Origin of the sequence: Halorussus rarus, assembly GCF_003369835.1 — an archaeon.
Lineage (GTDB): Archaea > Halobacteriota > Halobacteria > Halobacteriales > Haladaptataceae > Halorussus > Halorussus rarus.
Genome location: NZ_QPMJ01000004.1, coordinates 112924 through 132838, shown reverse-complemented (window position 1 = coordinate 132838; position 19915 = coordinate 112924). Strand labels below are relative to the sequence as shown.

The window sequence follows — 19915 nt, the reverse complement described above, 5'->3', positions numbered from 1 at the left end:
GACGTTTAAAGTTAGCCAGTGATTATCACCGGAGAGAATCGAGATCCGCGGCGGTCGGCCGACCGCGAGGCGGTGGGCCCGGTCACGACCCCAGGTACAGTTCCGCGATCTCCTCGGACTCCAGCAGTTCCTCGCCGGTCCCCTCGAAGCGGTCCTCGCCCATATCGAGGACGACGCCGCGGTCGGCCTCCCGGAGCGCGCGGCGGGCGTTCTGCTCGACCATCAGCACCGCGGTCCCGTCGTCGTTGATGTCGCCGATCTTCTCGAAGACGCCGTCGATGAGCTGGGGGGCCAGGCCGGCGGACGGTTCGTCGAGGATTAGCAGGTCGGGGTCCAGCATCAGCGCCGCGCCCATCGCCAGCATCTGCTGCTGGCCCCCGCTCATGGTCTCGGCGCGCTGGTTCGGTCGCTCCTCCAACACCGGGAAACGGTCGTAGACGCGCTCGACCCGGTCCTCGAACGCAGCCTCGTCGAGCGCCCACGCGCCCATCAGCAGGTTCTCGCGCACCGTCAGCTTGCCGAAGATGTTGGTGGTCTGGGGGACGTAGCAGATGCCGTGGTAGATGATCTCCTCGGCGGGCACGCCTGTGATGTCCTCACCGTCGAACCGGACCGTCCCCGACCGGGCCGGCAGCAGCCCCGCGACGGTCTTCAGCAGCGTGGACTTGCCCGCGCCGTTCGGGCCGATGACGGAGACCATCTCGCCGTCGGCCACCGCGAGGTCGACGCCGTGGATGACCAGGACGTCGCCGTAGCCGCTCTCGACGTCCGAGACCTCGAGCAGCGTCACGCGGTTCCCCCCAGGTAGGCCTCGAGCATCCGGTCGTCGCTCCTGACCTCGTCGGGCGTCCCGACCGACAGCACCTCGCCGTTGTGCATCCCGATGACCTTGTCGCTGATCGACATGATGACGTCCATGTCGTGCTCGACGATGACGAACGTCATCCCCTCCTCGGACTGGAGGTCGTCGATGCGCGCGAGCAGCCGGTCGGTCAGCTCCGGGTTCACCCCGGCCATCGGCTCGTCGAGCAGGAGCAGGTCGGGGTCGGCCATCAGCGCCCGACCGAGTTCGAGCAGCTTGCGCTGGCCGCCCGAGAGGTTGCCGGCGTACTCGTCGCGGAGTTCCCCGAGGTCGAGGAACTCCAGCAGCTCCTCGGCCCGCTCGCGCGCCTGGGCCTCCCGCGTCTCGACCGAGTCGGTGTTGAGGAGCGCGGGCAGGACCTTCTCCCCGGGGTGGTCCTGCGCGGCAAGCAGCATGTTCGAGGTGACCCGCATCCCCGTGAGCTCCCGCGTTATCTGGAACGTCCGGACCATGCCCCGCTGGGCGCGCTCGTCGGGCGAGAGCCCGGTGACCGACTCCCCCTCGAAGACGACCTCGCCGGCGTCGAGGTCGTGGAAGCCCGAGAGCAGGTTGAAGGTCGTCGACTTGCCCGCGCCGTTCGGACCGATGAGCCCGACGATGGTGCCCTCCTCGACCGTGAACGAGGCGTCGTCGACCGCGACCAGACCGCCGAACGACTTCCGGAGGTTCTCGGCCCGGAGGATGGGGTCGGTCATCGGGTCGCCTCCCCGAACAGCCCCTCTGGCCGCGACAGCAGCCCGATGATGAGCAGCAGCAGACCGATCGCGGGCTTGTACTCCGAGGGGATGACCATCACGCTGAGCTCCTGGGTGACCCCGATTGCGTAGCCGCCGGCGACCGCGCCGATCGGGTCGCCGATGCCGCCGAGGATGACCGCGGCGAAGATTGGGATGAGCGAGGTGAACCCCATGTTCGGCCGGATCTGGGCGTCCAGCCCCAGCAGGATGCCCGCGATGCCCGCGATGGCCCCGCCCGCGAGCCAGACGTAGGTCACCAGCCGCTCGGTGTCGATGCCCCGCACCCGGGCGAGGTCCGTGTCGTCCGAGGCGGCGCGCATGGCGATGCCGATCCTCGTCCGCCGGAGCAGGACGTAGGTCCCGGCGAGGATGGCGACGCTGATGACGAGGATGGCGACCTGGTCGGGGAGCATCCGGACGCCGAGGACCTGCGGGGCCGCCTCGATGGGGCCGCTGAACCGGCGGTTCCCCGTCCCCCAGACGATGCGTATCAGGTTCCGGAGGACGAACGCCAGCCCGATGGAGACCACCAGCAGGACGATGGCGCTCCGCGAGCGGAACCGCTCGAAGACGAGCTTGTCCAGGACGAGCGCGCCGACCGCCATCCCGACCATGCCCAGCAGCGCGGCGACCACGATGTTGAGGTCGTACTGGACGTTGGCCGCGAACGCGACGTAGGCGCCCAGCGCCATGTAGTCGCCGTAGGCGATGTTGATGAAGTTGAGGATGCCGAAGATGAGCGTCAGGCCGAGCGCCGCGACCGCGATGATGCTGCCGACGACCAGCCCGTTCCAGAGGAACTGCGGGTCGAACGCCGCCATCAGTCGGCCCCCTCCTCGGTTCCCGCGAGCATGCGCTCCTCGTCGCCGAGCAGCCCGTACGGACGGTAGTACAGCACCGCGATGAGCAGGACGCCGATGACCACCAGCCGGATGTACGGCAGGTCGCTGGCGAACGGGACGTCCGACGGGACGAACCGGGTGATCTGGCGGATGCCGACGATGAACACCGTGCCGACGATCGCGCCGAGGTAGCTCCCCGCGCCGCCGATGATGACCGCCGCCCAGATGGTGAAGGTGATGTTCGGCAGGAACATGCTGGGCGTGATGGCGTAGACGTAGTGGGCCCAGAGACCCCCGGCGAGGCCGGCGATGGCCGCGCCGAGGCCGAACGACTTGAGCTTGAACCACGTGGTGTCCTTGCCGAGCGCGAGCGGGACGTCCTCGTCCTCCCGAACTGCGTGGAGCACCCGACCGAAGGGACTTCCCGCGAGACGCCGGAACACGAGGTAGCTCGCCGCGAGCACCGCCACGACCAGCAGGAAGTAGAAGACGTCGTACCGGAGTGGGACCGCGCCCTCAAGCGGGCGCTGGATGCCCTTCAGCGACTGGGCGCCGGAGGTCAGCCACCCCTCGTTGTGGATGACGAGCCGGATGAGTTCGGCCGAGCTCAGGGTCACCATCGCGAGGTAGTCGCCCTCGAGTCTGACGCTCGTGACCGCGATGAGAACGCCCGCGACCGCAGCGAGCGCCGTTCCCGCGACGATACCCACCGGTATCGGCAGGCTGGCGCCCACGGTCCGGGTGGCCAGGAGGCCGGTCTCGGGCTGGGTCGTCAGGATGGCCGAGGTGTACGCCCCGATGGCGAAGAAGGCGGCGTGGGCGAAGTTCAGCAGGCCGGTGTCGCCCCAGTGCATGTTGAGCCCGATGGCGAGCAGCGAGTAGATGCCCATGATGGTCGCCACCAGCAGGACGAGACTGCCTACAGCCATCGCTTCGTCCCCCGCGCGTGAGGCGGCGTCCCCGGGGCCCGTTCGCTCGCGTCCCGTGTCGGCCGGTACAGCGGTTGGTCTCCGGTGCAGTCCGTCGTCGAGGTGTCGAGGTGTTGACGTGGCATGGAAAGAAAAGCGACGCGGGTTCGCCTACGCCGTGGTCGTCGTCGCCCCGTCGCCCTGGGTGAGTTCGGACGTCGAGAACGTCTCCACCTCGGTCCACTCGCCGTTCTCGACCCGGACTATCGAGAACGGCCCCACGACGTTGCCGTTCTCGTCGAAGTTCTGCGGGTTGGACGCACCCTGGTAGTTGATCTCGTTCCCGTTCGCGAGCGCCTGCTTGCCCTCCTGGAACGTCGTGACCTTCTGGCCCGGCGGCGTGCCGACGCTACGGAGGTTCTGTGCGACCGCCTGCCGCGAGGCCTCGCCGGCCTGTTCGATGGCCAGCGCGATGAGGTTCATCGCGTCGTACGACGAGTCGCTGAACGTGCCCGGCTGCTCGTCGTGCATCTGCTGGTACTTCTGTGCGAACTGGTCGAACGCCGGTCCCGGCGCCGGCGCCTGGCCGAGCATCCCGTCCATCGTGTCGGCGCCCATCTGCTCGATGAAGTCCGGCGTGATGACGTCGTTGCTCAACAGCAGCGGCGTCTCGACGCCGAGTTCGCGGTAGTTCTGGATGAACAGGCTCGAGACCTCCGTCCCGGCCGTCATCGAGATGACGTCCGGGTTCGAGTTCTGGATCGTGTTGATCTCGCTGCGGTAGGAGTCGGCGTTGAGCGCGAGCGGGGTCTCGGAGACCAACTGCCCGCCCTGCGACTGGAAGAACTCGCCGACGGCGGCCGAGAAGCTCTGGGAGCCCTTGTCGTTCTTGAACGTCAGGGCCATCCGCTCCCACCCCTGGTCGACCGCGTACGCGCCCTGGGCCCGGCCGCCGATGCTGTCGCTCGGGACGGTCCGCCAGATGTACTCGCCGCCGACGTCGTCGAGCTGCAGCGTGCCCGCCATCGTCGATATCAACGGGAGCTGGGCGTCCTGGGCCGGCTGGACCAGGTTCGGCATCACCGAACTGGACGGCCCGATGACCGCGACGACCCCCTGACTGTCGAGGGTCTGGAACGCCGACAGCGCGGCCTGCGGGTTGGTCTCGCTGTCCTGTCGGTTGATGCTCACCTGCCGGCCGTCGAGTAGACCGGCCTCGTTGACCTCCGAGAGGGCCAGCGCCACGGCCTTCTCCGCGTTCGGGCCGATCCAGCCGAGCCCCCCGCTGAACGGCGCCAGGTGACCGATCGGGACGTTCCCCTGTACCGCGCTCCCGACGCCGGCGAAGCCGACCGCGCTCGCCCCGCCGGTCAGTTGCAAGAATCGACGCCGTCCGAGTACCGTGCCATTTCTTGACATACCCGTCCCGGCAGACAACCCAATGATTAATAATGTTAATTACTTGCTACACGGCGAGCGTAAGGTTTTGAATGTTTCGGCCGACAGTTCAACCGAACTGGCGGAAAATACGTCCGCTTCCGGAGCTGAAACCGTGAGACTCCGGTACCGAAGACCCTACTCGGAGGGGAAAGTCGGTCCGTCGGTCAGTCAGGGAGCGCCGCGGCCAGCGCCTCGACCGGGTGGGTCGGTCGCTCGGTGTCGAGCTGCGACCGGCAGGACGCCCCGGGCGCGACCACCTCGTCGGCGTCGGTCTCGGCGATCTGATCGCGCAGGATGTCGCCGATGGACTGCGAGAGGTCGTAGTGCTCGGCGTGGTAGCCGAACGACCCGGCCATCCCGCAGCAGCCCGAGTCGAGCGCGGCCACCTCGTAGCCCGCCCGGGAGAGCACCGCGGCGGCGTGGCCGGCGGTACCCAGCGCCTTCTGATTGCAGTGGCCGTGGTAGGCCAGCCGGCGGTCGGGCGCCTCGAAGTCGACCGCGCCGGCGTGGTGCGTGTCGAGGTACTCGCAGACGCCGTAGGCGCTGGCGGCGACCTCGTCGACGTCGTCCGAGTCCGGGAGCAGGTCGCGGTACTCGTCCTGGACCATCGCGGCGTCGGACGGTTCGGGGTAGACGACCGACCAGCCGTCGCGGACCCGGGGCGCCAGCAGGTCGACGTTCGACCGGGCGCGGTCGCGGGCGACGTCGAGAAACCCCTCGGAGTACGCCGGCCGGCCGCTCGGGTCGGCGTCGGGCACCTCCACCCTGACGCCGGCGGCTTCGAGCACCTGGACCGCGGCCCGGCCGGTCGCGGGGTAGACGTAGTTGGTGTAGGTGTCGGGAACGAACAGGACGCGCTCGGTCGCCTCGGAAGCGGAGATCCGGGGGCCGCCCCGGGCCTCGAACCACGCCGCGAACGACTGGTCGGCGAACTCGGGGAAGTCCCGCTCGCGGGCGATGCCCAGCGCCTTCTCGGCGACGACGCCGGAGCCGGGCAGGTCGACCAGCCAGTTCGAGACGGGCGCGAGCGCCGACCCCACGGCCGCGAGCCGGTCGACCTCCGCGAACAGTCGCTCGCGGAGGCCCGCGCCCTCGCGCTGGTGGTACCGATGCTTGACTTCGGCCTTCAGTTTCGCGAGGTCGACGCCCGTCGGGCAGTCGCTCTGACAGCCCTTGCAGCCGAGACAGAGGTCGAGCACCTCCTTCTGGAAGCGCTCGGTGTACATCTCCTCGGGCGGGAGCTCGCCCGAGATGGCCGCCCGGAGCATGTTGGCCCGGCCGCGGGTGGTCGCCATCTCGTCGTCCATCCCGCGGTAGGAGGGACACATCACCTCCGAATCGGTCTGGCGGCAGGTGCCGCAGCCGTTGCAGAGCTCGACGAGGTGCGAGAAGCCCCCGTCGTCCGAGAAGTCCTGCTCGGTCGCGGGTTCGAGCGACGAGTAGGCCGGGCCGTACCGCAGGTTCTCCCGGATGTCCGCGCCGACGGCCCTATCGGAGTCCGGTCCGTAGTCGTCCGGCGAGTCCCGGTAGACGACCTTGCCGGGGTTCATGCGCCAGTCGGGGTCGAACGCGGTCTTGAGCCGCTTGAAGGCGTCCCAGAGGTCGGGGCCGTAGAGCTTCGGGTTGAACTGGGTCCGGGCGAGGCCGTCGCCGTGCTCGCCCGAGAACGACCCGTGGTGTTCGAGCACGAGCGAGGTGACGTCCTCGGCGATGGAACGCATCTTTTCGACTCCTTCGGCGTCCTTGAGGTTCAGCACCGGCCGGACGTGGAGGGTGCCGCTGCCGGCGTGGGCGAAGTACGCCGCCGAGGTGTCGTGGGCCTCCAACACGCCCTCGAACCCCTGGACGTACTCGGCGAGCTCCGCGGGCGGGACCGAGGCGTCCTCGATGAACGGGTAGGGCTTGGGGTCGCCCTCCATGCTCATCAGCAGCGGGATGGCGGCCTTCCGGAGCTTCCAGAGCTTCGCCTGGGACTCGTCGTCGTAGGCCTCCAGCACGTCGAACGCCGCGCCCGCGTGGACGAACTCGGCGTTGGTCTCGGCGATAGCCCCTTCGAGGTCGTCGCGGACCTCCGAGTCGAACTCCAGCATCAGGGCGGCCGCCGCCTCGTCGGGGATGGGTTCGGCGTACTCGGCGTACTCGGTCGACTCCCGGGCGAGCCGGAACACCTCGTCGTCCATCAGTTCGACCGCGCTCGGATCGAAGTCGAGCGCGACCGGGACGGCCTCCATCGCCGACAACAGGTCCTCGAAGCAGTACAGCGCCAGGGCGGTCTCGTCGGGCTTCGACACCAGCGAGAGGGTCGCTTCGGTCACGACGCCCAGCGTCCCCTCGGCGCCGACCAGCAGCTTGGCGATGTTTACGCATTCGTTTCCGTTTTCGTTTACGTACACGCACTTGTGGAGGTTGTACCCCGACACCGACCGCTTGAGCTCGGGATACCGGCGCTCGATCTCGTCGGCGTTGTCCTCGACCAGGCCGCGGACGGTCCGGTAGAGGTCGGCCTCGCGGTCGTCGCCCGACACGATCTCGTCCCACTCGGGCCCGTCGAGCTCGACCTCGCGTGCGCGAATCGTCGTCCCGTCGGCCAGCACCGCCTCGCACTCCTCGACGTACGCGTCGGTGATACCGTACCGGACCGAGTGGGCGCCGGTCGAGTTGTTGCCGATGCCGCCGCCGACGGTCGCCCGGTTCGACGACGCCGGGTCGGGCGCGAACTTCAGGCCGTCCTCGGCGAGCCGGGCGTCGAGGTGGTCCTGGACGACGCCGGGGCGGACCGTCGCTCGCTTGGCGTCGGCGTCCACCTCGAGAATCGCGTCCATGTGCCGGGTGAAGTCGAGCACGACGCACCCGGAGCCGACGGCCTGACCCGCCAGCGACGAGCCTGCGCCGCGGGGCAGGACCGTCGCGTCGTGGTCGGCCGCCACCCGCATCGCGGCCTGGACATCGGCCGTATCGGTCGGGAAGACGACGCCCGCCGGTCGGGCCTGGTAGATGCTCCCGTCGGTCGCGTACAGGATCTGCGTGTACTCGTCGAACCGGACATCGCCGTCGCAGGCCGACCGGAGGTCCCCGGCGAGGTCGGCGTGGGCCGCGTCGTCTGGCGCGTCGACGCCGACCGTCTCCCGGTAGCTCTCGAAGTCGGACCCGTCCGCGGGGGGAGATGACATGAGAGGTGATGGCACGTGAGACTCCATAAAGACGGGTGTGTCGCCCGCCGTCGCAGGGCGGTCCCCGACCGACCTGCCGGTAGACCGATGCGCCTTCGAACACGATTTCGGAAACGGAAGCGTAAACGTAAACGAAAACGGCTGAGGTATCGCCCGGCAGCGTCGGGGTCGCAGGATCACGCTAAACCGGTCCCGCCGCGGACAGGTGGCGTGTAACAAAGACCGACGCGGGGGAACGCACCCCCATGTCAGCGCGAAGCGGCGACCTGACCGAGAAGTGGTACGAGTACGTGTACCGCGACGAGACCGAGACGGTCCGCCGGTTCGTGGACCGCTACCCCGACGAGCGGGCGCTATCGGTGAGCTCCGAGCGGTTCGGCCACGACTACCGGTTCGTCAGGCCGCTGCTCGCGGACCCCGACGAGGCGCTGCGCGCGGGCAAGGCCGCGCTGTCGCGGTTCCTCTCGGGCGAGATCGACCGGGAGCTCCGGGACGTCTACCTCCGGGTCAGCGACCTGCCCGGCGAGAGCGAGGTCGCGCTCGCGGACCTCCGCGCGGAGCACCTCAACAGCCTCCACACGATGCGCTGCGTCGTCACCGACGCGGGGCCGCTCCGCCCCAAGGTCGTGCGCGCGGCGTTCCGGTGCGCGAAGTGCGAGGACGTGACCCGCCACGTCCCCCAGTCCGGCCGGGAGTTCCGGACCAACGCCAAGTGCCCGCGGTGCAGTTCGGTGGGCTACCTCTCCTTCGAGCCCGAAGCCAGCGAGTACGTCGACGCCCAGGAGGTGACGGTCCGCGACCCCGACGGCGACGACGAGGTGCCGGTCCTGCTCGAGCACGACCTCGCTGGCGCGGTGTCGGACGGCGACCATTTGCGCCTCGTTGGCATCCCACGTGCCAATCGGACCGACGAGTCGGCGGTCGCCGACACCTGGGTCGAGTCGGTGAGTATGGAATGCTTAACCGAGCAAAACCGGTAGCGTCCGGCGATTCTGCCGTCTCGCGGGCGTGACAGTTCCGCGAGTTCGAAACGGCCATCATCCTTTTCCCGATAGGAAGGTTCCGGTCTAAAAGGGGAGACGATGTACGACCTGACAGGCTTCCAGAGAGATCTGCTGTACGTCATCGCGGGGCTGGACGAACCGCACGGGCTCGCCATCAAGGACGAACTCGAGGACTACTACGAGAAGGAGATCCACCACGGCCGGCTCTACCCGAACCTCGACACCCTCGTCGACAAGGGGTTCGTCGAGAAGGGCCAGCGCGACCGCCGCACCAACTACTACACGCTGACGCGCCGGGGCACTCGCGAGATCGAGGCCCGCCGGGAGTGGGAGGCCCAGTACGTGGACCTTCCGCAGGAAGCGACCGCCTGAGCGACTGACCCCACTGCGGGCATCGGGGACGACCGACCGAGAACGTCTCAGGGGTGGGACGGAGCGAGCGTCGCGCCGACGACCGCCGCGTCGAGCGACTGCACCAGCCGCAGGACGGGACTCTCGGAACCGAGGCGGTACTCGTCGCCCGACTCCTCGAGGACGCCGAGTTCGACCAGCTTCTCGACGTGGAGCCAGACTCGCTTGCGCGAGACGCCCGTCAGTAGATGCACGTCCTCCTGGGTCAGCGACCGGTCGAGGTCTGCCTCCAGCAGGGCGTCGAGCATCAGCCGCACCGACTCGAGTCGCGCGAGGTACGCCAGGCCCGACTCGTCGTCGGGCGCGCCGGTCGCCTCGACGGCAGCCGCGAGTTCGCCCGCCGCGTGGTAGACGATGGCGTGCTCGTTGATGCGATACGTCCCCTCGTCGGCGAACAGCACGCCGAGCGAGATGAGCGCGTCGATGGCCCGCTCGACCGCCGCGTCGTCGCGGTCCGCCCGCGAAGCGAGGTCGTCGAAGCCGTACCGAGCGTCGGGGTCGGCGTCCAGCAGCGCGATCAGCAGCGACCGGACGGCGTCCTCGCCGGTCACCCAGAGCCACCCGCTGGGGTAGGCCCGGCGGGCCTCGGCGGGGTCGGCGTCCTCCGCGAACTCCCACATCTCGGGGGCGGTGTCGCTGGTCCGCAACTGGGCGTCGTCGGTCGTGGGAAGGGTCATTACGGGTCCGGTATCGCGGCGACGATAAAAAGCTACCGCGCGGCGGGGCGCCGCCCTCCCGTTCCGAGCCGGCCCGGCGCGTCAGTCCGGCCGCGTCGTCTCGCAATCGACGCGCCAGCCGCAGTCGTCGTCCTCGCAGAGGCGGGCGTACATCCCCTCCAGGGCCTCCGGGGCGGTCTCGGGGAGGACGTGGAGCTCCACGCTCCCGTGGCGGATCACGACCCGGAACGCGGTGGAGTGGCGCTCGTCGTGGACCAGATACACCGGCGCGGGGAGTTCGAACCAGTCGCCGAAGGTGTACCGGTCGCCGTCGAGCACGTCCTCGACGAGCGCGACCAGGTCCGACTCCGACCGGTCGGCGTCGGGCGAGAGCCGGAAGACGGTGCCGCCCTCGTACTCCACGCCGCCGTCGCGGGGGTAGGTCCGCTCGGGCCGGCGGGGGATGTCGAACGTCGGCGCCTCGTCGGTCACGACTGGTCGTACGTCGCCATCACTTATCAATCTCTACCTCGCGCGGCTGAAAACAACGAACGCCGCAGCAGCCCCGGTTTCGTTTCCGGTATCGTTTTCGTGTTCGTTTACGTTTGCGTTTCCGCCAGATCGGTTCGAATACGGTTCGAGTCTCGGCCCTTCGGGACCGCGTCGTTTCTCTCGAGGACTGGGGTTGCCGTTACGAAGGAATTTACGATTACGTTAACGAATACGTTTTCGCATAGAGGTCTTCGCGGTCCGACGTTCGGGTCCGACAGAAGGGTTCCATCGGTCCGGAGATGGAAAACGAACCGTCGTCGATGACGGGCAACCCAATGACTATCGACTAGCGATAACGTGTGCGTGAGCGTTTTCGAAAACGCAAACGGAACCGGACACGGATGCAAATCGGAGAACGGATGCGAAAGACGAACCCGGAAACGGCCCTCAGAAGTTCCGACGGGCGTGCTCGGCCGACGCGTCGGCGAGCAGGTCGAGGTACTCCGGCGCGGCCTCCCTGAGACCGAGCCGGACCGCGAGCCGGACGATCTCGCTGCGGTCGAGCGCGTCGCGGTCGACGTCCCGGCCCAGCGCGCCCTGGAGGGAGGTGCCGACCGCCTCGAGGTCCTCCTCGCGGTCGGCCAGGGTAGTGAGGAGCGCGGTCACCGACTCGTCGCGTGCCGCGAACGTCTTGGCCTGGTCGCCCTCGTCGATGGCGGTCAGGGCGTCGACCAGGTCCTCGACCAGGTCGTCGGTCCCGTCGTCGCCGGCGGCCGACTCCGCGAGTCGGTCGGTGCGCTGGGTCTGCTGGCGGAGCTCCTCGAGATCCGGGTCGCTCACGCGGTCTCACCTCCGGCGGCCGCGCGGGGCTCGGCGCGCTCCAGTCGCTCGGTCAGCGTCTCGGCGATGTCGAGGAACGCTTCGCGTGCACGCCGGGCAGTCGTCGAGGGCTCCTCGAGCGCGAACGCGGTCCGGCCCGACTCGGCCGCGTTCCGGATGTCCTGGCTCACCGGGACGTGGGAGGCGACGAAGGCCTCGGGGTAGGCCGCCTCGAAGTCGGCGAGGTACTCCTCGGCGAGCTTCGTCCGGGTGTCGACCTTGTTCGGCAGCACCATGGAGAGGCGGACGTCCACGTCGAAGTTGGCCCCGATCTTGTCGAGGTCCGCGCGGAGCGCCTCGGCCTGCTCGGACTCGAACGGGCCCATCTCGACCGGCGCGATGACGTTCCGGGCGGCCCAGAGGCCGTTGTAGCTGACGTTGTTGGTCAGCCCCGGCAGGTCGATGAGGACGGCGTCGTAGCCCAGCGGTTCGATGTACTCGTCGAGGAACGCGTCGAGCCGGGAGTAGCGGTCCTGGGCGTCGTCGATGTTGCCCAGTTCGGCGTCGAGGCCGTCGAGGCCCGGGTGGGCCGGAATCAGGTCGACGCCCTCGTCGGTCTCGAGGATGAGCCCCTCGACCGCGGCCTCGCCAAGCTTCTCGGCGATTGCGCCCCACTGGTCCTGGAACACCGTGGAGATGTTGGGCCAGTCGTCGTCCTCGGCGATCTGGCGCTCGACGGTCTCCCACCGGCCGAAGTGCTTGACGAGGTCGCCCTGCTTGCCCGCGAGGTCGATGAGCAGCACGTCGTTGCCCTGCTCGGCCAGCGCGACCCCGAGGTGGGCCGCCGTGGTCGTCTTGCCCGTACCGCCCTTGTCGAGGAAGGTACAGGCCCGGATGGAGCGTGCCATTTTGCGTTTGCGCAAACGCAAACGACCCATTTAATCCTTCGTCAGACACGTGTATCGGAAACAACATTTGCGATTGCGTTTGGAGTAACGTTTGCGTTTACGTAAACTAAGGGCACGGAAGACGCAGTGCAGCCGGAACCGCTAACCGGCGGACAGTCCAAGCGAGGGGCATGGACCCGTTCTTCCTGGTCGCCGTGGCGATCCTGCTCGGGGGCGTGGCCGGGAGCGTCGTCCCGCTCGTTCCGGGCGCGGGGCTGTCGCTGGTCGGCATCTACCTCTACTGGTGGTCGACGGGCTACGCCGTACCAGGCCTCCTCGCGCTGGCTGCGTTCACGCTCGTCGGCATCGCGGCCATCCTCGCCGACCAGTTCGGCGGCGCGCTCGCGGCGGGCGCGGGCGGTGCCTCGACGAAGACCGTCGCTCTCGCGTCCGTGGTCAGCATCCCGCTGCTGTTCGTCGCCGGACCTGCCGCGCTGGTCCTCGGGGTCGCGGCCGTGGTGTTCGCCGCCGAACTCTACCGCACGCGGAGCGCCGGGCGGGGCGCCCGGGCGGCCGCCTACGCCGCAGTGGGGGTCCTCGGGTCGGCGGTCGTGCAGTTCGTCGTCACGCTCTCGCTGCTGGTGGGCTTCGTCATCGTCGCGCTCTAACCTTTTTATCTGGTCGGGGGGTACTTCGACGCATGAGAACGTACGCAGCGCTTCTGGTGGGGGCGATGGTGCTGCTCGGCGGGTGCGTCGGAGGCCTCGGCGGCGGAACGACGACCGACGCCGGCGGAGAGCCGAACTCGACGGGAACGGCCGACGACCGGACGACGACCCCGGCGCCGACGACGACCGACGTCGAGCGGGTCGTCAACGCCACGTTCGTCGTGCCGAACGGCGAGAACGCGAAGGTCAGCCTGCGCGTCGCCGACGAGGCCGGGGAGCGCCGGTCGGGCCTGATGCACCGCGAGTCGCTCGCGAACGACAGCGGGATGGTGTTCGTCTACCCGAACGCCCAGCAGGTGTCGTTCTGGATGAAGAACACCCTGATTCCGCTGGACATGATCTTCGTCGGTCCGGACGGGGAGGTGCTCAACGTCCAGCACGCGAGGACCCAGCCGAACGCGTCGACGAGCGAACTGGAGACCTACCCCAGCGACGGCAAGGCGAAGTACGTCGTCGAGCTCCCGCGCGGGTTCGCCAACCGGACCGGCGTGGGTCCGGGGACCGAACTCGTGTTCAACGGAACGGCGCCGACGGCGGAGTAGCGACGCCGGTACCATCCCCGACCACAAAGCATTTAAAGGATGGGTGACACCGAAAAAATACCTCGGGTAGGGGTACACGAGGTATATTCTTTCGAGGCCGATTGGGAGCCGCGGGTGTCGGCCGAACCCGGTTCCGGACGAGCAACGGATCGCCGCGAGCCCCGGTTCTGTAATCGTTTTCGAAATCGGAAACGTGACCGCAAACGTCGGTGGGAGACGGATTCCCGCCCTCCGAGAATCGTCCCGGGTTGATACGGTGTGTCGTGCCGAACGTCTACTGGGGGAAGACGATGACCACCGACCGGACACCCGCGAGCCAGAGAGTAGAACGAGCGCACTACGGGACCCGCCAACACCCGGCCGAGGCGGTCGCCGACGAGCGCCCGCTGTACGGGGAGCCACAGCACGAGCGAGCGACGCGCGATCCGGACGCCGCCGACCGCATCAGCTACGAGGACGACCACTGGCTGGAGAACTCGCTGCCTCCGGACCGTCCCGCCGTCGCCGATGCGGGCGAGGGTTCGGGCGAACTCCTCGCGTAGCCCCGTACACTTTCGGCGCTGGCCGATGTCGAGTCGAAGGAGTTCCCGCATGGACTGGCACGCAGCGCCGCCGAGCGAGGTGTACGACGAACTCGACGCCGACGAGACGGGGCTGAGCGCCGACGAGGCCGAGCGACGCCTCGCGGAGTACGGACCGAACGAGATCCGCGACCGGGACGGAGTCTCGCTCGCGGGCCTGTTCGCCGATCAGTTCCGGAACTGGCTGACCTACCTGCTCGTGGTGGCGGCGGCGCTGTCGCTCGGCGTGGGGTTCCTGCCGGGCCAGACGCCCGAGTACGCCGAGGCCGGGCTCATCGCCGCCATCCTGCTGGCCAACGGGCTGTTCGGCTTCGTCCAGGACTACCGGACCGAGCGGTCGATCCAGGCGCTCCGGTCGCTGTCGACGCCGGACGCGACCGTGCTCCGGGACGGCGAGAAGCGGACGGTCGACGCCCGCGAGGTGGTGCCCGGCGACGTGTTCTTCGTCGCGCAGGGCGACGTGATCCCCGCCGACGGGCGACTGGTCGACGCCCAGCGGCTCGCCGCCGACGAGTCGGCGCTGACCGGCGAGAGCGCGAGCGTCGAGAAGACGACGGATGCCGTCGCCCCCGACGCACCGCCGGCCGACCGGGAGGGGATGGTCTTCACGAACACCCACGCGGTCCAGGGACGGGGGACCGCGGTCGCGGTGGCGACCGGGATGGACACCGAGGTCGGCGCCATCGCCGAGCAGCTCGGGTCGACCGAAGAGCAGCCGACGCCGTTCCAGGAGGAGGTCGACGCGCTCGGCCGGCGCATCGCGGGCCTGACGCTCGGAATCATCGGGTTCGTCGCCGCGGTGCAGTTGCTGGTCGCGGGGTCGTCGCCCGTCGCGGTCCTGCTGGTCGCGGTGACGCTGGCGGTGGCCGCGGTGCCGGAGGGGCTGCCCGCGGTGGTCACGCTCACGCTGGCGCTCGGGTCGCGCCGGCTCCTCCGGCGGAACGCGCTGGTCCGGCGGCTCCCGGTGGTCGAGAGCCTCGGCTCGGTCGACGTTATCGTCACCGACAAGACCGGGACGCTGACCGAGAACGAGATGACTGTCCGGCGGGCCTACGCCGGCGGCGAGGTCGTCGAACTGCCCACCGGTGAACGGGCCGCCGCGGAGACTCGCGCCGACGGGCCGACGCCGCCCGCGCTCGCCGCGCTGCTCAGGACCGGCGCGGTCTGCAACGACGCCGAGCGCGGCCCGGACGGCTATCGGGGCGACCCGACCGAGGTGGCGCTCCTCCGGGCAGCCGAGGAGGCCGGCGTCGCGGAGTCCGTCGAGCGACTCCGCGAGGTCCCGTTCTCGTCGGAGCGAAAGCGCATGACCGTGGTCGCGCCGGCCGACGACAATGATGTAAACGCATACGCAAACGAATACGCAAACGGACATAAATACGAAAACGAAAACGGCCGCGGAAGCGAAAACGCCATCCCGGAATCCGGCCCGACCGCGTACGTCAAGGGCGCGCCCGAGGTGATTCTCGACCGGTGCGAGAGCGAGCTGGCCGACGGGCGGGCGGTCGCACTCACCGACGAGCGCCGGGCCGAGATCCTGGCGGTGACCGGGGACTTCGCCGCCGACGCGCTGCGGGTGCTGGCGTTCGCTCGCAAGAACGGCGTCGACCCCGAGGCCGGCGACGACGAACTGGAGAGCGACCTCACGTTCGTGGGTCTCCAGGGGCTGATGGACCCGCCGAGACCCGAGGTGGCCGACGCCGTCGCCGACTGCCGGCGGGCGGGCATCCGGACCGTGATGGCGACCGGCGACAACGTCGAGACGGCGAAGGCCATCGGCGCCGAACTGGGCTTCGACCCCGAGGGGGCGCTGACCGGGCCGGAGATCGAGGCGCTCTCGGACGACGAACTGGCCGAGTGCGTGGAGGACGTGGAGGTGTTCGCCCGGGTCTCTCCGGCCCACAAGGTCGCCATCCTCCGGGCGCTCCAGGAGCGCGACCACGCGGTGGCGATGACCGGCGACGGCGTGAACGACGCCCCCGCGCTCAAGCGGGCCGACGTGGGGATCGCGATGGGCCGACGAGGGACCGACGTGGCCCGGACCGCCGCCGACGTGGTGCTCCGTGACGACAACTTCGCCACCATCCGGGACGCGGTGGCCGAGGGCCGGGGCGTCTTCGACAACGTCCGGAAGTTCGTCAACTACCTGCTGTCGGCCAACGCGGGCGAGGTCCTGGTGGTGTTCTTCGGCGCGCTGGTCGGCGCCGCGCTCTTCCCCGAGGCGTTCGCCGGCAGGGAGGCGGTGGTGCTCACCCCGGTGATGCTGCTGTGGGTCAACCTGGTCACCGACGGGCTGCCCGCGCTCGCGCTCGGTGCCGACCCGAAGGCCGACGACGTGATGGACCGGCCGCCGCGGGACCCCGGCGAGCGCGTCGTGAACCGGCGCGTGCTGGCGTCGGTCGGCACCATCGCGGTCCTGATGGCGGTCGCGGGACTGGCGGTCTTCTTCTACGCCCTCGACCGCACCGCGCTGGTAGCGGCCCAGACCGTGCTCTTCACGTTCCTGGTGGTCATCGAGCTGGTCCGCATCCAGCTCATTCGGTCGCGCTACGGTCTGTCGGTCGGCTCGAACCCGTGGCTGCTGGCGGCGGTCGGGGTCACGTTCGCGCTCCAGCTGGCGGTGCTGTACACGCCGCTCCGGAGTCCCTTCGGCGTGGTCGCGCTCGGCGCGACCGAGTGGACGTGGCTCGCCGCGGGCTTCGGCGCGTTCGTCGTCCTCGCGCTGGCGGCCCGGGTCGGACTTGCACGTCTCGTCGGGGAGTGAATTCGGCGCCGCGAGGTCGTGAGCTGGTACAGCGGGCGCGGTCCCGACCAGGGACGGCGGGTGCGGCTCCGACGCAGGAACGCTTACCTGCCCGTCCGCCGAAACAACGGCGTGGCAGTCACGACGACGACGCTCGCGGCAGTGCTGGTGGGTGCGGTCGCGCTCTATCTGCTGCTGGTCGGGGCACGGGTGACCGTCCAGCGGCTGGTCAACGTCGCGCAGGGGTACGGCGTCTCGGAGGCGGTGATCGGGCTGACCGTGGTCGCGGTCGGAACCAGTCTGCCGGAGATCGCGGCCAACGTCACCGCCTCGGTGGGGAGCCTGACCGGTTCGCTCGACCCGGCCGTCGCCTCGGCGACCGTGCTGGGCGGCACCGTCGGGTCGTCTGTGGTTCAGCAGACGCTGCTCGTGGGAGCGTTCCTCCTCGGCGCGGGCCGGGTGACCCTCTCGCGGTCGTTCGTGCGGTCGAGCTACGTGCCGATGGTACTGTCGGCGGCGCTGACCCTGGCGCTGGCGGTCGACGGGACGATCTCGCGGCCGGACGGCCTGTTGCTGGTCGGAGCGTTCCTGGTCTACCTCTACTACACCTACGACAGGCGCGAGCGGACCGTGATTCCGGCCGAACTGGAGGTCGAGAACGCGGACGTGCGGACCGACGCCGCTATCGCGCTCGGCGGATTGGCGGTCGTGATGACGAGCGCGTACGTCGCGCTCGCGGCGCTCGAGGTGCTGGTCGCGTCGCTCGGCCTCGGCGGGTCGCTGGTCGGAGTCGTGACGATCGGTGCGGGCTCGGCGCTGCCCGAACTGTCGACGGTCACCGAGTCGGTCCGCCGGAATCGACCGACGCTGGCGCTCGGGACGCTCGTCGGCAGCAACGTCGTGAATCTCCTGGTCGGGGTCGGACTCGGCGCCGCCATCTCGGGCTACCGGGTGCCGCCCGCCGTCGTGTTCTGGGATCTGCCGGTGATGGTCGCGGTCGGCGTCGGTGCGTTCGTCTACGTCACCCGCGTCAGCGACGGCGTCCTCCGGCGCCGGGACGCCACCGCCTTCGTGGTCGCCTACTTCGGGTTCCTGACCGGTCACATCCTGCTGTTCCCCGGCGGGTGACCGTCGCCCGAGACGATAAACCATATTTCGGTTTGTAGATGGCCAGCGCTGTAGTTTCGAATTGTGCCTGAGAACATCGGCACCAGCCGTATGCCGTGATTGGCCGCCAGAGACGCTCACAACCACCAACTTCATACTTTCGCTTTCGTGAATTGGAGCGAAATCAAGTCGCATCCCTAATCAGACATAACTGTGACCAAGAAGAGCGATGCCTCTACCGAAGGGCTAGCCCGGAACCGAGATCACAGGAGGGCGTGAATCCTCTGCTCAAGGAAACCACGGAACTCCGGGAATGCCGTCGGGCACCTGACTGGGTGACGACGAGCAATGCCAATCCTGATAAGAAATCATCCAATATCTGAACAAAAATGAACGCTGACATCGCGATTCACGACGCATACGTACTCACGGTCGACGATAGGAATCGACTCTACGAACAAGGAACGGTAGTCATCGAAGACGGTCGTATCACCGAGGTGCGAGCGTCTCGGGACGACGATGCGGACATCGCGGCCGCCCGCGTCATCGACGGCGAGGGCAAGCTCGTGATGCCGGGCCTCGTCAACGCTCACACCCACCTCGAACTAACACCGCTCCTCGGCGCATTCAGCGACCTCGATCTGATGGAGATGATGAGCGGGATGACTGCCATTTTCGGCCACATCGCCGAAGGCGAGTACGACTACCTCACCGAGGCGGGCTACGAACTCGCCGCCCTCAACTTCCTCGCCGGCGGCGTCACCACCGTCAACTCAATGGACGTCCGCCCGAGCGCGGGCGCAGAGACGTTCGGCAAGGCGGGGCTCCGCGGATTCTTCGGGATGGCACTCTCCGACCTCTTCTGGGACGTGCCTGTCAATGAGCAGTTCGCCCGCGCCCGCGAGTTCATCGACGAGTACCACGACACCTACGACGGCCGGATTCGAGCGACGATTAACCCTCACGACGACTGGTCGTGTACCCGTGAGTTGTGGGAGCGCACAGCCGATCTCGCCGCCGAGTATCCCGACCTGCTCGTTCACACCCACCTGCTCGAACTTGAGGAAAGCAACACGATGGCACGGTCGAACGGCGCCGAGGACTCGCTTGACCTCCTCGACGACGTCGGCCTCCTCGACGACCGGTTGGTGGCCGCCCACTTCCGCCTCGCCGACGACGAGGACATTCGGCGGACTGCCGAGGCGGACGCATCGGTCGCACACTGTCCGTCCATATTCTGCTACTGGAACACGGACGGCGATGTGCAGTGGACGCCGGTGCCGGAACTCCGCGCGGCGGGCGTCGACGTGGGACTGGGCATCGACGACCACTACTGGCACGACTCCTACAACATGTTCGGGGAGGCGCGACAAGCGCGACTCGCGGCCAATCTCAAGCGGTCGACCGGTCAATACCACTCGATGGAGTTGGTTCGGATGCTCACCATCGAGGGGGCAGAAGCCCTCGGCGTCGGCGATGAGATCGGCAGCATCGAGTCTGGCAAGCGGGCCGACGTCATCCTGCTCGACGTTGAGAAGCCGAAGTTCACGCCGCTGACCAACATCCCTGCCCACGTCGCCAACAACGCGGCGCCCGCTGACGTCGAGACGGTCATCGTCGACGGCGACGTGCTGATGCGAGATGGCGAAGTCGAGACGATGGACGCCGACGCTGTGCGCGAGAGGGTCGAATCCGCGGTCGACCGCTTCGCGTCGGAGACTGACTGGGAACTCGGAATCGGTGGAAGTGAGCCGCCGAGCAAAATGGGTGTCGCTCGAGACCTGCCGAAGCGCGGCCCTGCCCAGTTGCTCGGACGGCTTGCGTTCCAATCGATCAAGGACAAATACCCGTTCTGAGACAAGTCAGTAGGGTTGCCCGGAAACAACCACAACTGATGCACAAATTCTGGCATTCGCAACTACAGCCAGCGCGTCCTCGGTCCGAGGACTCGAGCGGTGAGTTAGCTAGTCGGGCTGGTCGCTGACG

The 19915-nt window shown here is 68.6% G+C and carries 18 protein-coding genes; 8 read left to right on the top strand and 10 right to left on the bottom strand.

The features are described 5' to 3' along the window. Nucleotides 1-82: 82 nt before the first annotated feature. The 6 genes from DVR07_RS19295 to DVR07_RS19270 form a co-directional block, all read right to left on the bottom strand. Complete coding sequence (locus DVR07_RS19295) at nucleotides 83-790, bottom strand: ABC transporter ATP-binding protein (protein WP_115798955.1); 708 nt, start codon at nucleotides 788-790, stop codon at nucleotides 83-85. Continuing rightward, nucleotides 787-1557: an ABC transporter ATP-binding protein gene (locus tag DVR07_RS19290; protein WP_115798954.1), complete on the bottom strand. Its 771-nt coding sequence runs from the start codon at nucleotides 1555-1557 to the stop codon at nucleotides 787-789. The genes DVR07_RS19295 and DVR07_RS19290 overlap by 4 nt, the downstream gene beginning before the upstream one ends. Next, on the bottom strand, nucleotides 1554-2420 hold the full coding sequence (locus DVR07_RS19285; protein ID WP_115798953.1) for a branched-chain amino acid ABC transporter permease: 867 nt from the start codon (nucleotides 2418-2420) through the stop codon (nucleotides 1554-1556). Before DVR07_RS19285 ends, DVR07_RS19290 begins: the two co-directional genes overlap by 4 nt. Next, on the bottom strand, nucleotides 2420-3370 hold the full coding sequence (locus DVR07_RS19280) for a branched-chain amino acid ABC transporter permease (RefSeq protein ID WP_115798952.1): 951 nt from the start codon (nucleotides 3368-3370) through the stop codon (nucleotides 2420-2422). The genes DVR07_RS19285 and DVR07_RS19280 overlap by 1 nt, the downstream gene beginning before the upstream one ends. Nucleotides 3371-3520: 150 nt before the next feature. Next, nucleotides 3521-4729: an ABC transporter substrate-binding protein gene (locus DVR07_RS19275; protein WP_205254573.1), complete on the bottom strand. Its 1209-nt coding sequence runs from the start codon at nucleotides 4727-4729 to the stop codon at nucleotides 3521-3523. Between the two features lie 224 nt (nucleotides 4730-4953). Next, nucleotides 4954-7959, bottom strand: coding sequence for an FAD-binding and (Fe-S)-binding domain-containing protein (locus DVR07_RS19270; protein ID WP_115798950.1), 3006 nt, complete (start codon nucleotides 7957-7959; stop codon nucleotides 4954-4956). 245 nt (nucleotides 7960-8204) lie between these two features. Between DVR07_RS19270 and DVR07_RS19265 the strand changes: the two genes are divergently transcribed. Further along, a complete protein-coding gene (locus tag DVR07_RS19265; protein ID WP_115798949.1) occupies nucleotides 8205-8939 on the top strand; it encodes a minichromosome maintenance protein MCM in 735 nt (244 codons plus the stop codon). A 102-nt stretch (nucleotides 8940-9041) separates the two neighbouring features. Next, nucleotides 9042-9335 (top strand): PadR family transcriptional regulator, encoded by a 294-nt coding sequence (locus tag DVR07_RS19260; RefSeq protein ID WP_115798948.1) that lies wholly within the window; start codon nucleotides 9042-9044, stop codon nucleotides 9333-9335. Nucleotides 9336-9382: 47 nt separating this feature from the next. On the opposite strand, the gene DVR07_RS19255 is transcribed toward DVR07_RS19260, so the two are convergent. The 4 genes from DVR07_RS19255 to DVR07_RS19240 form a co-directional block, all read right to left on the bottom strand. Continuing rightward, the gene (locus DVR07_RS19255) at nucleotides 9383-10051 is read right to left on the bottom strand and encodes a hypothetical protein (protein WP_115798947.1); all 669 of its coding nucleotides are present in this window, start codon (nucleotides 10049-10051) and stop codon (nucleotides 9383-9385) included. 81 nt (nucleotides 10052-10132) lie between these two features. Beyond that, the gene (locus DVR07_RS19250) at nucleotides 10133-10522 is read right to left on the bottom strand and encodes a hypothetical protein (protein WP_115798946.1); all 390 of its coding nucleotides are present in this window, start codon (nucleotides 10520-10522) and stop codon (nucleotides 10133-10135) included. Between the two features lie 447 nt (nucleotides 10523-10969). Then, nucleotides 10970-11362: a hypothetical protein gene (locus DVR07_RS19245; RefSeq protein ID WP_115798945.1), complete on the bottom strand. Its 393-nt coding sequence runs from the start codon at nucleotides 11360-11362 to the stop codon at nucleotides 10970-10972. After that, nucleotides 11359-12249: a ParA family protein gene (locus tag DVR07_RS19240; protein ID WP_115798944.1), complete on the bottom strand. Its 891-nt coding sequence runs from the start codon at nucleotides 12247-12249 to the stop codon at nucleotides 11359-11361. Before DVR07_RS19240 ends, DVR07_RS19245 begins: the two co-directional genes overlap by 4 nt. 170 nt (nucleotides 12250-12419) lie before the next feature. On the opposite strand from DVR07_RS19240, the gene DVR07_RS19235 reads away from it, so the two are divergent. The 6 genes from DVR07_RS19235 to DVR07_RS19210 all read left to right on the top strand — a co-directional run bounded on the left by DVR07_RS19235 (nucleotide 12420) and on the right by DVR07_RS19210 (nucleotide 19785). Continuing rightward, nucleotides 12420-12896, top strand: a complete 477-nt coding sequence (locus tag DVR07_RS19235) for a DUF456 domain-containing protein (RefSeq protein ID WP_115798943.1) — start codon at nucleotides 12420-12422, stop codon at nucleotides 12894-12896. Nucleotides 12897-12928: 32 nt separating this feature from the next. Further along, a complete protein-coding gene (locus DVR07_RS19230; protein ID WP_115798942.1) occupies nucleotides 12929-13498 on the top strand; it encodes a DUF192 domain-containing protein in 570 nt (189 codons plus the stop codon). A 290-nt stretch (nucleotides 13499-13788) separates the two neighbouring features. Next, on the top strand, nucleotides 13789-14040 hold the full coding sequence (locus DVR07_RS19225) for a hypothetical protein (protein ID WP_162829635.1): 252 nt from the start codon (nucleotides 13789-13791) through the stop codon (nucleotides 14038-14040). A 49-nt stretch (nucleotides 14041-14089) separates the two neighbouring features. Continuing rightward, entirely contained in the window at nucleotides 14090-16843 is a 2754-nt protein-coding gene (locus DVR07_RS19220; RefSeq protein ID WP_115798940.1) for a cation-translocating P-type ATPase, read from the top strand. A 111-nt stretch (nucleotides 16844-16954) separates the two neighbouring features. Continuing rightward, complete coding sequence (locus tag DVR07_RS19215; RefSeq protein ID WP_115798939.1) at nucleotides 16955-17950, top strand: sodium:calcium antiporter; 996 nt, start codon at nucleotides 16955-16957, stop codon at nucleotides 17948-17950. Nucleotides 17951-18318: 368 nt separating this feature from the next. Continuing rightward, nucleotides 18319-19785 carry an amidohydrolase family protein gene (locus DVR07_RS19210; protein ID WP_115798938.1) on the top strand — a complete coding sequence of 489 codons (1467 nt, stop codon included), beginning with the start codon at nucleotides 18319-18321 and terminating at the stop codon, nucleotides 19783-19785. Nucleotides 19786-19915: the final 130 nt, after the last annotated feature.